This is a genomic window from Streptomyces sp. NPDC025793 (genome assembly GCF_055558375.1).
The window spans coordinates 101,655-116,032 of the sequence record NZ_JBVHMR010000021.1 but is presented as its reverse complement, the minus strand read 5'-3'; the positions used below and the strand labels follow the sequence as shown (position 1 = coordinate 116,032).

Genomic DNA, 14,378 nt, shown 5'->3' with positions numbered 1-14,378 from the left:
CCTGGGGCACGTGGGGCCTTCCCACGTAACGTCGTCCCCATGAGCCCGCCTCCTCCCGCCCGCCGCCTGCGCGTTGGTCTGCCGCGACGGGCGTTCTCCCAGGTGCTGCTCATGCAGGTGACGATCGCGGCGGGAGTGGCGGTGCTGGCGACCGGGCTGTTCCTGGCGCCGCTGAGCAAGCAGCTGGACCACGAGGCGATGCGCCGCGCGCTGGCGATCGCCCAGACCACGGCCCAGGACCCGCAGATCGCCGAGGGCGTGCTGACCACCGAGCCGACGACGAACGGACCGGTGCAGCGGGAGGCGGAACGGATCCGGCGGGCCACCCACGCCGAGTACATCGTGGTGATGGACCGGCGGGGCGTGCGCTGGTCGCACACCACTCCGTCGGAGATCGGCGCGCACGTCTCGACCGACCCCCGCGAAGCGCTGGCCGGCAAGCAGGTCATGGAGATCGACGACGGCACGCTGGGCCGCTCGGCCCGCGGCAAGGTGCCGCTCTACGACGCCGGCCACCGGATCGTCGGCGCGGTCTCCGTCGGCATCGCGTACGACAGTGTGCGGGCGCGGCTGATCAGCGCGATCCCGGGGCTGTTCGCGTACGCCGGCGGCGCTCTCGCGGTGGGCGCGCTGGCCGCCTGGGTGATCTCCCGCCGGGTCCAGCGGCAGACCCGCGACCTGGCGTTCTCCGACATCTCGGCGCTGCTCGCAGAGCGCGAGGCGATGCTGCACGGCATCCGGGAGGGTGTGGTGGCCCTCGACCACGGCGGCCGCGTCCGGCTGCTCAACGACGAGGCGCGGCGGCTGCTGGGCATCGGCGACGAGGCGGTCGGCCGCACGCCCGACGAGGCACTCGGCGAGGGCCGTACGACCGATGTCCTGGCCGGGCGGGTCACGGGGACCGACCTGCTCACCGTGCGCGGTCAGCGCGTCCTGGTCGCCAACCGCATGCCCACCGGCGACGGCGGCTCCGTGGCCACCCTGCGCGACCGCACCGAACTGGAGCAGCTCGGGCGCGAACTGGACTCCACGCGCGGGCTGATCGACGCCCTGCGCGCCCAGGACCATGAGCACGCCAACCGCATGCACACCCTGCTCGGGCTGCTGGAACTGGACATGTACGACGACGCCGTGGAGTTCGTCGGCGAGGTGGTCGGCGACCACCGGGTCACCGCCGAGCAGATCACCGAGAAGATCCAGGACCCGCTGCTGGCGGCACTGCTGGTCGGCAAGGCGACCGTGGCGGCCGAGCGCGGCGTCGCCCTGTGGGTGTCGGAGCGCACCCTCCTCCCGGACCGCCTGATCGACCCCCGGGGCCTGGTCACGGTCGTGGGCAATCTGGTGGACAACGCCCTGGACGCGGTCGCGGGCACGCTCCACGCGCGCGTGGAGGTCGAATTGCGCACCGAGGGGCGTGCGGTCGTCCTCAGGGTGCGCGACACCGGCCCCGGCATCCCGGCGGACCAGCGGGAGTTGATCTTCACGGAGGGCTGGTCCACCAAGGAGCCGCCCGCGCACGGCAAACGGGGCCTCGGGCTCTCTCTGGTGCACCGGCTGGCCGAACGGCAGGGCGGCAGGGCGACGGTGGGGACCGCGGACGGCGGCGGTGCCGAGTTCACCGTGGTCCTGCCCGAGGCGCTCACCGAGCCGGAGCCGGAACGGGCACCGGCGCTCACGGGACCGGCCGCACCGGCTCCCGAGCACACCCGCACCGCTGCCGAGGAGGAGGCGCGATGATCGAGGTCCTGGTCGTGGACGACGACACCCGTGTCGCCCGCGTCAACGCCGCCTACGTCGAGAGGGTCCCTGGCTTCCACGTGGCGGGCGAGGCGCACAGCGCGGCCGAGGCGCTGCGTCTGCTGGAGACGCTGGCGCGGGTGGACCTGGTGCTTATGGACCACTATCTGCCGGACGACACCGGGCTCTCGGTCGTGCGCGAGATGCGCCGGCGCGGCCACCGGACCGACGTGATCATGGTGACGGCGGCACGGGACGTGTCGACCGTACAGACCGCCTTGCGGCACGGGGCACTGCAGTACCTGGTGAAGCCGTTCGCCTTCGCCGGCCTGCGCAGCAAGCTGGAGGCGTACGCGGACCTGCGGCGCACCCTGGACGGCGGCGGGGAGGCCGAGCAGGCGGAGGTGGACCGGATCTTCGGCGCCCTGTCCGCTCCGTCGGAGCCCGGCCTGCCCAAGGGCCACTCCCCCACGACGGCCGAGCTGGTGCGTCAGGCGCTGATGCATGCTCAAGGGCCGCTGTCCGCGCAGGAGATCGCGGAGCGGACGGGGGTGAGCCGGCAGACCGCACAGCGCTATCTCAAGCTCCTGGAGCGCACGGGACGGGCGCGTCTCACTCTCAAGTACGGCGACGCGGGCCGCCCGGAACACCGTTACGTGTGGGCGACCCGCGTCTGAACGGGCAGGGCCTGCGCGCTACTTGGCGGCCTTGACGAACTCGGTCGTGTACGTCTTGCTCAAGTCGACCTTGGCGTTCTTTATGTTGGGGTTGAACGACTTGAGGACCTTCTCCACGGTCTCGGGGCCGCCCTCGGGCATCACGCCGTCCTTGGTGAACATCGGCAGGGTGCTCTTGACGGCCTGGGTGTAGAGCGCCTTGTTGCCCTGGGAGTAGTCGGCGGGCATCTTGGCGGCGATCTCGTCGGCGCTGTGGGTGGACATCCACGTGAGCGTCTTGACGAATGCATTGACCAACTTCTGGACGGTGTCCTTGTGTCCGTTCACCCAGTCCGTCTTCATGTACAGACTTGACGAGGGGTACGGCCCGCCCAGCGCCTCCTGCGAGCCCTCGGGGGTGCGCATGTCGAGGAGGATCTTGCCCGCCTTCTTGTCCAGGATCGTCGCGACGGTCGGGTCGGTGGTCATGCCGCCGTCGATCGCGCCGTTCTGCAGCGCAGCGATGAAGGTCGGCCCGGCGCCGACCGAGACCGGCGTGAACTCGCTGACGTCGACGCCGTTCTTGACCGCCAGGTACTTGGTGAGGAAGTCGGTGGAGGAGCCGAGGCTGGTCACGCCGAGCTTGCGGCCCTTGAAGTCCTTGGGTGACGTGAGGTCGCCCGCCGCCTTGCCGGAGACGACCTCGACCTCGCCGGGCGCGTGGGAGAACTGGACGACCGACTCCACCGGCTTGCCCTTCACCTGGAGGTCGAGGGTGTGGTCGTAGAAGCCGACCGCTCCCTGCACCTGGCCGGAGACGAGCGCGGTCTCGGCCTGGACCCCGGCGGGCTCGCTCAGCAGCTGGACGTCGAGCCCCTCCGCCTGGAAGTAGCCGAGGCGCTGCGTGAGCATCGCGGGCAGGTAGATGACCTTGTCCAGGCCACCGACCATGATCTTGACCGACTCGCCCGTGCCGCCCCCGCCGCTGCCGGTGTCGGCCGTGGAGCTCGCCGCGTCGTTGGCGCAGGCGGTGAGCGAGGAGAGGGCGAGGAGTCCGGCGGCGGCCAAGGAGGCGTATCTGGCGGTCTTGCGCATGGCGGTGTCACGTCCTTGTGAGAGGGCGGCGCGGGAAAGGCGTGGGGGGCTGGTTCGAGAGGGGCCGGTCAGTCGTCGGACCCGGCGGGCTTCCAGCGGAAGATGCGGCGCTCGGCGAAGGTGAGCAGCCCCTCGGCGACGAGGGCGACGACCGCGAGGATGACCATCGCGGCGTAGACACCGGCCGCGTTGAAGGTGTTCTGCGACTGCGAGACGAGCAGGCCGATGCCCTTGGTGGCGCCGATGTACTCACCGACGATGGCGCCGATCAGCGCGAAGCCGAAGCTGACGTGCAGGCTGGTGAAGATCCAGGAGGTGGCCGACGGAATGACCACCTGCAGGGTCACCCTGCGGTCACTCGCACCCAGGATGCGCGCGTTGGCCACGAGGTTGCGGTCCACCTCCCGGGCGCCCTGGAAGGCGTTGAAGAACACCGGGAAGAAGACGAGCACGACGGCCGAGGCGACCTTCGAGGAGGGACCGAGGCCGAACCAGATCAGGAAGATGGGTGCGAGGACGATCCTGGGGATCGAGTTGAGCACCTTGATGTATGGACCAAGCACCTCGGCGAGCAATCTGATCCGCCCGAGCGCAATACCGAGCAGCACACCGGCGACCACACCGATGATCCAGCCGAGCAGTGCCTCGTAGAGCGTGTACCAGATCTGTTCGCCCAGGGAACCGAGCGCGGTGCCGTGCATGACCCAGGTCCAGATCTGGTCCCAGATCTTCGACGGCATCGAGAAGTTGAACGGGTCGATCGCCTTGGCCCGGGACAGTCCCTCCCACAGGCCGAGGACGGCGACCAGGAGCACCACGCGCACGGCGTTGACGAAGACCTTGCGGCGGCGGGCGGCCTGAGCGCGGCTCCGCGCGCGATCGGGGACCTTGGCGGTCTCGACGGCAGGTGTGCTGAGAACGTCAGGCGACACGGGCGGCACCCCTCTCGCGGGTGATGCGGACCTCTTCGCCGAGCGACTCCCAGATCTCGCGGTAGATCTCGATGAACCGCGGCTCCAGGCGCACCGATTCGACCTTGCGCGGCCGCGGCAGATCGATGTCGAAGACCTGCTTCACGGTCGCGGGCCCTGCGGTCATCACGACCACCCTGTCGGCGAGCGCGATGGACTCCTCCAGGTCGTGCGTGACGAAGACGACCGAGGCGCCCGTGCCCTCCCACAGCTCCAGCAGCTCGTCCGACATCAGCGCCCTGGTCTGCACGTCGAGCGCGGAGAACGGCTCGTCCATCAGCAGGATCTCGGGGTCGTTGACGAACGTGGCGGCGAGGGCGACGCGCTTGCGCTGACCGCCGGAGAGCTGGTGCGGGTAGCGGTCCTCGAAACCGGAGAGTCCGACCCGGGCGAGCCAGTCCCGCGCCTTCTCCTTCGCCTCCGTCTTCGGCACGCCCCGAAAGCGCGGGCCGGCCATCACGTTCGACAGCACCGTGCGCCAGGGGAAGGTGGCGTCCTGCTGGAAGACGAAGCCGACCTTCTCGCCGACGCCGCCGACCGGCTCCCCGGCCACCAGCACCTCACCCTCGCTGGGCTCCTCCAGGCCGCTGACCAGCGTCAGCGTGGTGGACTTTCCGCAGCCGGTCGGTCCTACGACGGCCACGAACTCGCCGCGCCGCACGGTGAGGTCCAGACCGCGCACGGCCGTGTGCAGTCCCCCGGACGGGGTTCTGAAAGTCTTGCTCGCGCCCCGCAACTCGATGGCGGGGCTGGTGTGTGCGCTCATGGCCCGGACGGTAGGTGTGGCTCCGGCCACAGCAGGAGTCTTGTGGGCACAAGCCGTTCTTTTGCCCGCAGGAGCCTGTTGTGCTCTTTTTGCTCGCGCTACAACTGCGGAGCCGAAACACGGGCTTAACACCCGTCGGCCTTGAAGGAGAGGCCTGATGATTGACGTCCTGGTCGTGGACGACGATTTCCGCGTCGCAGAGATAAACGCCAAGTACGTGGGAAAGGTTCCCGGGTTCCGGGTGACCGCCCGCGCGCACAGCGCCGCCCAGGCGCTGGCGGCCGTCGAACGCGGCAGCGTCGACCTGGTCCTGCTCGACCACTTTCTGCCGGACCGGACCGGCCTCGACCTCGTCCACCGCATGCGTGAGCAGGGCCAGCGCACGGACGTCATCATGATCACGGCTGCCAGCGAGGTGACGACCGTTCAGCAGGCGATGCGCCTGGGCGCCCTGCACTACCTGGTCAAACCGTTCACCTTCGCCGCGCTGCGCACCCGCCTGGAGTCCTACGCCGCCCTGCGCCGCACCGTGGACCGAGTGGGCGGCCACGGCCTGACGGGCCAGGAGCAGGTCGACCGTATCTTCGGAGCACTGCGCACAGCCCCCGCACCGTCCGCGCCCGGCCTGCCGAGCGGTCACTCGGAGCCCACGACGGACCTGATCTGCGGCGTCCTGCACCACGCCGACCAGCCGCTGTCGGCCCACGAGGTGGCCGCCAGGACCGGCCTGAGCCGCTCCACGGCCCAGCGCTACCTCCGCCATCTGGAACAGGCCGGCCGGCTGCGCCTCTCCCTGAAGTACGGCGACACCGGCCGTCCGGAGCACCGCTACGCCTGGGTGGCGCCGTAACGATCCGTCCGGCCCGCTACGCGGCCCCGGCACCGGTCAGCGACCGCACCTCGGTCTCGGCGTACTTGGCCTCGTCCGCGACCTCGGCCGAGGTGACCGTGCCCAGCCAGCCGGCCACGAAGCCGAGCGGGATGGAGACGATGCCCGGGTTCTGGAGCGGGAAGTACTGGAAGTCGACGCCCGGGAACAGCGAGTCCGGGCTGCCGGAGACCACCGGGGACAGCAGGACGAGCCCCAGCGCCGGGATCAGCCCGCCGTACACGGCCCACACCGCGCCGCGGGTGGTGAAGGCGCGCCAGAACAGCGAGTACAGCAGCACGGGCAGGTTCGCCGACGCCGCGACCGCGAACGCCAGGCCCACGAGATAGGCGACGTTGAGGTCGCGGGCCAGCAGGCCGAGCGCGATCGCCACGACGCCGATGCCGAGCGCCGCGAGCCGTGCCACCACGACCTCGCCGCGCGGCGTGCCGGGCGACCGTCGCAGCGATGCGTACAGGTCGTGCGCCACCGAGGCCGACGAGGCGAGCGTGAGGCCGGCGACCACGGCGAGGATCGTGGCGAAGGCGACGGCGGCGACGACCGCGAACAGAACCGTTCCACCAGTGGAGCCCGCGCCGCCGCCCAGGTCGAGGGCGAGGAGCGGCACCGCCGTGTTCCCGGCCGCGTTCGAACCCCGTACGGCATCCGGCCCGACCACCGCGGCGGCGCCCAGGCCGAGGACGATCGTCATCAGGTAGAAGCCGCCGATCAGCCCGATGGACCACACGGCGGAACGGCGGGCGGCCCGCGCGGTGGGCACGGTGTAGAAGCGGGACAGGATGTGCGGGAGCCCCGCCGTGCCCAGCACCAGGGCGAGCCCGAGGCTGATGAAATCGAGGCGGGCGGTCCAGCTCCCGCCGTACTTCAGGCCCGGGGCCAGGAACGCCCTGCCGTGACCGCTGCGGTCCGCTGCCGTGAGCAGCAGCCGGTCGAAGTCGCCGTGGAAGCGCAGCAGGACGAGCACGGTCAGCACGACCGTCCCGCTCAGCAGCAGCACCGCCTTCACGATCTGGATCCAGGTGGTGGCCCGCATCCCGCCCAGCGACACATAGATCACCATGAGCGCGCCGACCCCGATGACCGTCCAGGCCCGGGCCGCCCCGCCGGTCCGCCCCAGCAGCAGCGCCACCAGGCTGCCCGCACCGACCATCTGCGCCACCAGATAGAGGACGGACACCGTCACCGAGGACGTTCCCGCCGCGATCCGCACCGGCCGCTCGCTCATCCGTGCGGCCACCACGTCGGCAAGGGTGAACCGCCCGCAGTTGCGCACCAGTTCGGCCACCAGGAACAGCACCACCAGCCAGGCCACCAGGAATCCCACGACATACAGCAGCCCGTCGTATCCGTAGAGCGCGATCAGCCCGGTCACCCCGAGGAAGGAGGCCGCCGACATGTAGTCACCCGCGATGGCGAAACCATTTTCCATCGGGGAGAACAAGCGTCCGCCCGCGTAGAACTCCTCCGCCGAACCGCGCCGCCGCCGACTCGCCCACGTCGTGATCCCGAGAGTGACGGCCACAAAAGCGCTGAACAGCAGCAGCGCCAGCGTCTGATGGCCACCCGTCACGAGGCACCTCCCCGCGCCTCGCGGGTCAGCTCCTGGGTGTCCCAGCGCAGCTCCAGCGCCGCTCGGTCCCGCCGCAGCCGCGCGTGCCGGGCGTAGGCCCACGCGAGCAGGAACGTGCTGAGGAACTGTCCGAGCCCGGCCAGCATGCCCACGTTGACCGCTCCCGCCACGGGCCGGGCCATGAGTCCGGGCGCGGCCGTGGCGGCGACGACATATCCCACGTACCAGACGAGGAAGACGACGACTCCCGGCACGACGAACCGCCGGTACCTCCTGCGCACCTCCTGGAACGCCGCGCTGCGCTGTACCTCGACGTACACGTCACGCGTGCGAACCGCCGGTCCGCTCTGCTCCCCGCGAGCGGACGGCACCACCGACGCCGGCATGCCCGCGCCGTCGAGCTCACCCCAGCCGGACGCCAGCGCGTCGTACCACGGGTCCTCGTACATCGCGTCGTGCGAGGGCGTGCCGTGCTCTTCCTGGCTCCCGCCCGAACTCTCAGGACCGTCCCCGGCTCCGCGGGCACGACCGTTGCTTGACTGCATGCCCAAGGATGGACAGATCGGGAAGTTCCCTGACTCTTCTTCCCCCGGCTCTTCACCCCATCAGGTGATTCACTGTGTGGGCGGCCTCACCAGCCCCTTGCCGTAGGCGTAACGCACCGCCTGCGCCCGGTCCTTGAGGCCCGTCTTGGCGAAGAGGTTGTTGATGTGCGTCTTCACCGTCGCCGTCGACACATGCAGCCTGCGGGCGATCTCCTGGTTGCTGAGCCCGTCGGCGATCAGCACCAGGACCTCGGTCTCGCGTGCGGTCAGCCCGTCGGGCGCGGCATCGGCGGGTGCCGGCTCGGGCGGTTGCTCGGGCTGCGACAGCCGCTCCAGCAGCCTGCGCTGCACACTGGGAGACAGCCCCGCGTCCCCCGACAGCACGCTCTCCACGGCCTTCACGATCTCGTCGCCACCGGCGTCCTTGGTCAGATAGCCGCGGGCACCCGCGCGCAGCGCGGGGAACAGCGACTCGTCGTCCGCGTACGTGGTGAGCACGACGACCTGGGTCCTGGGGTACTGCGACCGGATCCGCCGGGTGGCCTCCACGCCGTCGCAGCGGGGCATCCTGAGGTCCATCAGGACGACGTCCGGGGCGAGTTCGCCGACCAGCTGCACCGCCTCCTCGCCGTCTCCCGCCGCACCGACGACCTCCACGCCGGACAGCAGCCCGAGGAGCATCACGATGCCTTCCCGGACCACGGTCTGGTCGTCGGCGACCACCACCCGCGCGGGCTTCTTCTCTCCCTCCGTCTCGGTCATACCGGCACCTTCAGCGTCACCACGAACCCCTCCTCGTCCGGACTGGCGTCCAACGAGCCGCCCAGCAGCTCGGCACGCTCGCGCATACCCAGCAGACCGTACCCGCCGCCGGATCCGGTGAGTTCGCCCGGCAGCCCGCCCGAGTCCCTTACGTTCAGCGTCACTTCGTGGTCGCTGTAGTCGAGCCACAGCTGCACCTTGGCGCCCTGGGCGTGCTTGCGGACGTTGGTGAGTGCCTCCTGCGCGACCCGGCGCACGGCCTGGGAGGCCTCGGCCGACAGTGGTCTGCGCTCACCCGTGACGGTGACCTCGGCGCCGTCGGCTCCGGTGACGAGTTCGCTCAGGAAGTCTTCCAGCGGGGTCAGTTCGCCCCGCAGCGCCGACAGTGCCTGCCGGGTCTCAGCGAGCCCGTCGCGGGCCATTCCGCGCGCGGCCACCACCCGCTCCAGGATCCGTTCGCGGTCGGCGCCGTTCTCGATCAGCAGCCGGGCCGCCTCCAGGTGCACGAGCTGAGCCGAGAGGCTGTGGGCCAGCACATCGTGGATCTCGCGCGCGATCCTTGTTCGCTCGGCCAGTGCCGCGGACTCGGCCTCGGCGGCCCGGGCGGCCCGCTCCTGGGCGAGCAGCCGCTGCGCGCTGCCACGGGCTTCGGCGTCCAGCCGCAGGACGTATCCGGCGAGGGCCATGCCGGCCACCGTGGCCGCCGTGGTCAGCCAGACGTCGTTGTTGAACGCGGAGTACGACGCCAGGGCCACCGAGGTCACGGGCAGGGCCGCTGCGAGCGGCAGCCGCTCCAGGGCGCTGATCCCGCATCCGCACCAGAGCACCAGCGCCGGTCCTCTGAACCCTGTGGCCTCGGCGGCGACCGCGATGGCCAGGAGCACGCTCATGAGCGCGAGCGAGGAGACCAGCCGGTGCTGGTAGGTGGTCCGGAAGAAGGCCCAGGAGACGGCGGCGGCGAGGAGCACCCCTGCCGCTGCCCCGAGCGCTCCTGCGAGGTCGACGTGCTTCTGGTTGAACGCGCCCCACAGGAGCAGCGCGAGCACGAGGAGCCGCACGGCCCAGGCGAGCATGCGCCGGGGCCGGCTGATTCCTGCACGGCCGAGCGCCTCGCGCGACGGCCAGCGGGTCCAGAGGTTCTCCGTCACACGCTCTCCTTCCGGGCCGTCCACATGTCGTCACCGTACGCCGGAGAGGGACGGGTCGCGGTGCCGAGGGATTGGGCCCGCCAGACCAGGACGCCGCCGCGGACCAGCAGGGTGCCGGCGAGGCCGAGCATCAGGGCCGAGCTGTCCTGGTGCAGGCCCAGCGCGGTGCCGAGGACGTAGATACCGATCCGCAGGGCGATGCCCACAGCCCACACGGCGCCGCTCGCCTTGGTGCTCTTGGTCCACACGACGCCGTCCGGAGCGGTCCACAGGCGGGTGGTCCAGGCCCAGCCGGCGCCGGTGGCCACCCCTATGAGCACCTCCACGGCGAGCAGCGCGGCGGACTCCGTGCGGTGATGTGCGTCGAGGATGCCGGGCTCGCGCAGCGCGACGACGGCGAGGATCACGGGGATCAGCCACCAACGCCGGTCGGTGTTGATCGCGCGGGCGCGGAACTGCCGCACCATCACTATGGCGACCACGGCCACGATCACCAGCGCGTTGACGAGCCCGGACATCAGAGCCTCCGTGAGCGAGAAGGTAGTGCCGGAGCAGGCGCTGCCGACACCGACGACGCTACGGAAATTCGCAGGTCCGGAGATCGGAGCGGAGGTGGATCACGGGTGGAAACCTCGGGCGGCTCATCTCCACCCACGGGTGTAGATGCCGGGCGAAGAAGACGCCGGGAAGGGACGAAGCAGGGGGGCACCGGGGCAGGGCGGGATGGCGCCGGACGCGGTGCTGGACCTGGCACTGGGTGCGCTGCGGGGCGAGTAGCAGTGGGAGATCGGCACGGCGCCGGCGTCTGGGTGCGGGTGACGGGCGGCCTGGGGACGAAGCCCGGAACCCGGGTGGAGATGACAGCTCAGGGGGCGGCGGGACGGGGAGGACCCGGAGCGAGGTGCCGTGGGAGTGCGACGGCCGATCCCGATCTTCTTGGGGAAGACCACGGTGACTCGGTCGGGCCGACACCACGGCTGCCGGCGGGCGTGATGCACCGGCGCGGCAAGGCGGCGGCCCGGGCCCGCCGAAGCGGCCCGAGATCCGCACCGGCTGGCCGGCCCTGCTGGCCGGGCTGCGCACCGGCCCACCACAGGCAGCCCGGACAGGCGCCCAACCGTCACCGGGCCGACCCGGACGCGAGCGGACCCGGCCCCGCTCGCCGCGCCAGGGCCAAGGCCCCGCATCCAGGCAGCGCTGCCTGCACGACCCGTCGGATCTGCCTAGCTCCGGCCTGCCGGGACACCCCCCGGTCGGCCGGAGCCCGGCGCAGCGGCTACGCGTCGATGCGCGAACGGTCGAGCGTCGCCGCCGAGCTGGAGATGAACTCCTTGCGGGGTGCCACGTCGTTGCCCATCAGCAGGTCGAAGACCTGTTCCGCGGCTTCCAGGTCGGCGAGGTTGATCCGGCGCAGGGTGCGATGGCGCGGGTCCATCGTGGTCTCGGCCAGCTGGTCGGCGTCCATCTCGCCCAGACCCTTGTAGCGCTGGATGGAGTCCTTGTACCGGATGCCCTTGCTCTGGAACTCCATGAGCTTGTCACGCAGCTCGCGGTCGGAGTACGTGTAGACGTACTTGTCCTGGCCCTTCTTGGGCTGGACGATCTCGATCCGGTGCAGCGGCGGCACCGCGGCGAATACCCGGCCGGCCTCGACCATGGGCCGCATGTAGCGCTGGAAGAGCGTGAGCAGCAGGCAGCGGATGTGGGAGCCGTCCACATCCGCGTCGGTCATCATGATGATCTTGCCGTAGCGGGCCTGGTCGATGTCGAAGGTGCGGCCCGAGCCCGCTCCTATGACCTGGATGATGGCGCCGCACTCGGCGTTCTTCAGCATGTCGGTCACCGACGACCGCTGGACGTTGAGGATCTTGCCCCGGATCGGCAGCAGGGCCTGGAACTCGGAGTTCCGCGCCAGCTTCGCCGTACCGAGCGCGGAGTCGCCCTCGACGATGAACAGCTCGCTGCGGTCGACGTCGTCGCTGCGGCAGTCCGCGAGCTTCGCCGGCAGGGACGAGGACTCCAGGGCCGTCTTCCGCCGCTGGGCGTCCTTGTGCTGGCGGGCCGCGACGCGCGTACGGGCGGCCGCCACGACCTTCTCCATGACGACCCGGGCCTGCGCCGCGGCGTCGCGCTTGGTGGCGGTCAGGAACGCCTTCAGTTCCTTGGTGACCACGTTGTTCACGATGCGGCGGGCCGCCGAGGTGCCGAGGACCTCCTTGGTCTGGCCCTCGAACTGCGGCTCGGCCAGGCGCACGGTGACAACGGCGGTGAGGCCCTCCAGGGCGTCGTCCTTGACGATGTTGTCCTCGGCCACACGCAGCATCTTCTTGGCGCGCAGCACATCGTTCATCGTCTGCGTGAGGGCCTGCTCGAAGCCGGCCACGTGGGTGCCGCCCTTGGGCGTGGCGATGATGTTGACGAAGGACCTGACGGTCGCGTCGTACCCCGTGCCCCAGCGCAGCGCGACGTCCACGCCCAGTTCGCGGGTGACCTCGGTGGGCGTCATCTGGCCGTGCTCGTCCAGGACCGGGACGGTCTCCTTGAAGGTGCCCTGTCCCGAGAACCGGAGGACGTCGCAGACCGGCTTGTCGTTCGCCAGGTACTCGCAGAACTCGCTGATGCCGCCGTCGAAGCGGAAGGACTCCTCGCCCTTGCTGCCGCCCTCGCCCAGTCCGAACTCGTCGCGGACGACGATCGTCAGGCCCGGCACCAGGAAGGCGGTCTGCCGGGCGCGCTGGTGCAGGTTCTCCAGGGAGAGCTTGGCGTCCTTGAGGAAGATCTGCCGGTCGGCCCAGTACCGCACGCGCGTGCCGCTGCGGGTCTTCGGGACCTTCTTGGTCTTGCGCAGGCCGCTCTTGGCCTCGAACTTCGCCTCGGCACCGTCGCCGGCGAAGGCGCCCGGCACGCCCCGCCGGAAGCTGATGGCGTGCGTGTGGCCACCTCGGTCCACCTCGACGTCTAGACGGGCGGAGAGAGCGTTGACCACAGAGGCACCGACGCCGTGCAGACCGCCGGAGGCGGCGTAGGAACCACCGCCGAACTTGCCGCCTGCGTGCAGCTTGGTCATCACGACCTCGACGCCGGACAGGCCGGTCCTCGGCTCGACGTCCACGGGGATACCCCGGCCGTTGTCGCGCACCTCCACGGAGCCGTCGTCGTGGAGGACCACCTCGATGTGGTCACAGACGCCCGCGAGGGCCTCGTCCACGGAGTTGTCGATGATCTCCCACAGACAGTGCATCAGACCGCGGCTGTCGGTCGAGCCGATGTACATGCCCGGGCGCTTGCGCACGGCTTCGAGGCCCTCGAGGACGAGCAGGTGCCGCGCGGTGTAGTTGGAACCGTCCCGGTCTGCTCCTGCCAGCAGCGCTGTGGACGGCACGGACGTATCGGCGGTCACGCGGTTCGCTCCTCGCTGAATTTCAGTTGACCCCTTGTTGGGTAAGGGGGCGGCTTCGGTTGCCGCTCAGAGGGTACCGAGGCCTGGTAGAGCCGGTGTAACGCCACCCTCGTCGAAAACTCAGACTAGTCCAGTCTCGCATGCGTGTTCGATCCCTCGTTGGAGTGAAGCACACATCACGTTCCCTTGGAGGCATGAACCATTTAGGCTCCGGGCACGTCCTCATGAACAACCGGCAACCCGGCCGGGAGGACCGAGACACAACACCGCGCGAAACCGTAAGCACGCAAGAGACGCACTACGGCACATTCGCCGCCAACCGGCAGCAGACAGCCGCCCCGGAAGATTTTTTTCGAGGAAAAGCCACGAGCGGGAACGTTTTCGGGCTGGTTGGATGTTGACCCTGGTACGACAGCTCGTCGAGCTAGAGAAGAGGCGACGTGACTACTGTTCTGACCCCCGCGAGCCCGCTGACGGCCGCCGATCGCTGCGACCGCTGCGGCGCCCAGGCATACCTGCGCGTCGTCCTGCTGAGCGGCGGAGAACTGCTCTTCTGCGCCCACCACGGTCGCAAGTTCGAGCCGGAACTCAAGAAGATCGCCGCTGAGATACAGGACGAGACGGAGCGGCTGACGACCGTTCCGAACACCACTTCCGATGAAGAGCGCTGAATCTCGCACACACGACGAGCCAGCGCCGGCACAAGCCGGTGGAAACGGGCGGGGGGGGCCCCCCCCGGGCCCCCCCCCCCCCACCAGCCGCCGGGGAGCCCCCAACCGGCAGCCCCCGCCCCCCCCCCGCCCCCCCACGCGCCCAACACCCCCCCGGGTGCACCACCC

At 70.4% G+C, this 14,378-nt stretch carries 13 protein-coding genes; 4 read left to right on the top strand and 9 right to left on the bottom strand.

Annotated elements, in window-relative coordinates; all coding sequences use genetic code 11:
• Positions 1 to 39 precede the first annotated feature (39 nt).
• Both ACZ4MF_RS32125 and ACZ4MF_RS32120 read left to right on the top strand, forming a co-directional pair.
• Positions 40 to 1,737 (top strand): ATP-binding protein, encoded by a 1,698-nt coding sequence (locus tag ACZ4MF_RS32125; protein ID WP_467495684.1) that lies wholly within the window; start codon positions 40 to 42, stop codon positions 1,735 to 1,737.
• A complete protein-coding gene (locus ACZ4MF_RS32120) occupies positions 1,734 to 2,414 on the top strand; it encodes a response regulator (protein ID WP_467495682.1) in 681 nt (226 codons plus the stop codon). The genes ACZ4MF_RS32125 and ACZ4MF_RS32120 overlap by 4 nt, the downstream gene beginning before the upstream one ends.
• 18 nt (positions 2,415 to 2,432) lie before the next feature.
• Here ACZ4MF_RS32120 and ACZ4MF_RS32115 read toward each other — a convergent pair whose 3' ends face one another.
• The 3 genes from ACZ4MF_RS32115 to ACZ4MF_RS32105 all read right to left on the bottom strand — a co-directional run bounded on the left by ACZ4MF_RS32115 (position 2,433) and on the right by ACZ4MF_RS32105 (position 5,225).
• Positions 2,433 to 3,488, bottom strand: a complete 1,056-nt coding sequence (locus tag ACZ4MF_RS32115) for an ABC transporter substrate-binding protein (protein ID WP_467495679.1) — start codon at positions 3,486 to 3,488, stop codon at positions 2,433 to 2,435.
• A 68-nt stretch (positions 3,489 to 3,556) separates the two neighbouring features.
• Positions 3,557 to 4,420 (bottom strand): ABC transporter permease, encoded by an 864-nt coding sequence (locus ACZ4MF_RS32110; RefSeq protein WP_467495677.1) that lies wholly within the window; start codon positions 4,418 to 4,420, stop codon positions 3,557 to 3,559.
• Positions 4,410 to 5,225, bottom strand: coding sequence for an ABC transporter ATP-binding protein (locus ACZ4MF_RS32105; RefSeq protein ID WP_467495675.1), 816 nt, complete (start codon positions 5,223 to 5,225; stop codon positions 4,410 to 4,412). The genes ACZ4MF_RS32110 and ACZ4MF_RS32105 overlap by 11 nt, the downstream gene beginning before the upstream one ends.
• 157 nt (positions 5,226 to 5,382) lie before the next feature.
• Between ACZ4MF_RS32105 and ACZ4MF_RS32100 the strand changes: the two genes are divergently transcribed.
• Entirely contained in the window at positions 5,383 to 6,075 is a 693-nt protein-coding gene (locus ACZ4MF_RS32100) for a response regulator (RefSeq protein ID WP_467495673.1), read from the top strand.
• A 16-nt stretch (positions 6,076 to 6,091) separates the two neighbouring features.
• Here the strand turns inward: ACZ4MF_RS32100 and ACZ4MF_RS32095 are convergent, their stop codons facing one another.
• From ACZ4MF_RS32095 to ACZ4MF_RS32070, 6 genes are all read right to left on the bottom strand, one after another.
• Positions 6,092 to 7,684: a solute symporter family protein gene (locus ACZ4MF_RS32095; protein WP_467495671.1), complete on the bottom strand. Its 1,593-nt coding sequence runs from the start codon at positions 7,682 to 7,684 to the stop codon at positions 6,092 to 6,094.
• Complete coding sequence (locus ACZ4MF_RS32090; RefSeq protein WP_467495669.1) at positions 7,681 to 8,229, bottom strand: DUF485 domain-containing protein; 549 nt, start codon at positions 8,227 to 8,229, stop codon at positions 7,681 to 7,683. The genes ACZ4MF_RS32095 and ACZ4MF_RS32090 overlap by 4 nt, the downstream gene beginning before the upstream one ends.
• A gap of 69 nt (positions 8,230 to 8,298) precedes the next feature.
• Entirely contained in the window at positions 8,299 to 8,991 is a 693-nt protein-coding gene (locus ACZ4MF_RS32085) for a response regulator transcription factor (RefSeq protein ID WP_467495667.1), read from the bottom strand.
• Complete coding sequence (locus tag ACZ4MF_RS32080) at positions 8,988 to 10,139, bottom strand: sensor histidine kinase (RefSeq protein WP_467495665.1); 1,152 nt, start codon at positions 10,137 to 10,139, stop codon at positions 8,988 to 8,990. The genes ACZ4MF_RS32085 and ACZ4MF_RS32080 overlap by 4 nt, the downstream gene beginning before the upstream one ends.
• On the bottom strand, positions 10,136 to 10,657 hold the full coding sequence (locus tag ACZ4MF_RS32075) for a DUF1453 domain-containing protein (protein ID WP_467495663.1): 522 nt from the start codon (positions 10,655 to 10,657) through the stop codon (positions 10,136 to 10,138). The genes ACZ4MF_RS32080 and ACZ4MF_RS32075 overlap by 4 nt, the downstream gene beginning before the upstream one ends.
• Positions 10,658 to 11,415: 758 nt before the next feature.
• On the bottom strand, positions 11,416 to 13,539 hold the full coding sequence (locus ACZ4MF_RS32070) for a DNA gyrase/topoisomerase IV subunit B (protein ID WP_467495661.1): 2,124 nt from the start codon (positions 13,537 to 13,539) through the stop codon (positions 11,416 to 11,418).
• A 440-nt stretch (positions 13,540 to 13,979) separates the two neighbouring features.
• Here ACZ4MF_RS32070 and ACZ4MF_RS32065 point away from each other — a divergent pair, with 440 nt between their 5' ends.
• Complete coding sequence (locus tag ACZ4MF_RS32065) at positions 13,980 to 14,210, top strand: DUF7455 domain-containing protein (RefSeq protein WP_467495659.1); 231 nt, start codon at positions 13,980 to 13,982, stop codon at positions 14,208 to 14,210.
• The last annotated feature ends 168 nt before the right edge of the window (positions 14,211 to 14,378 follow it).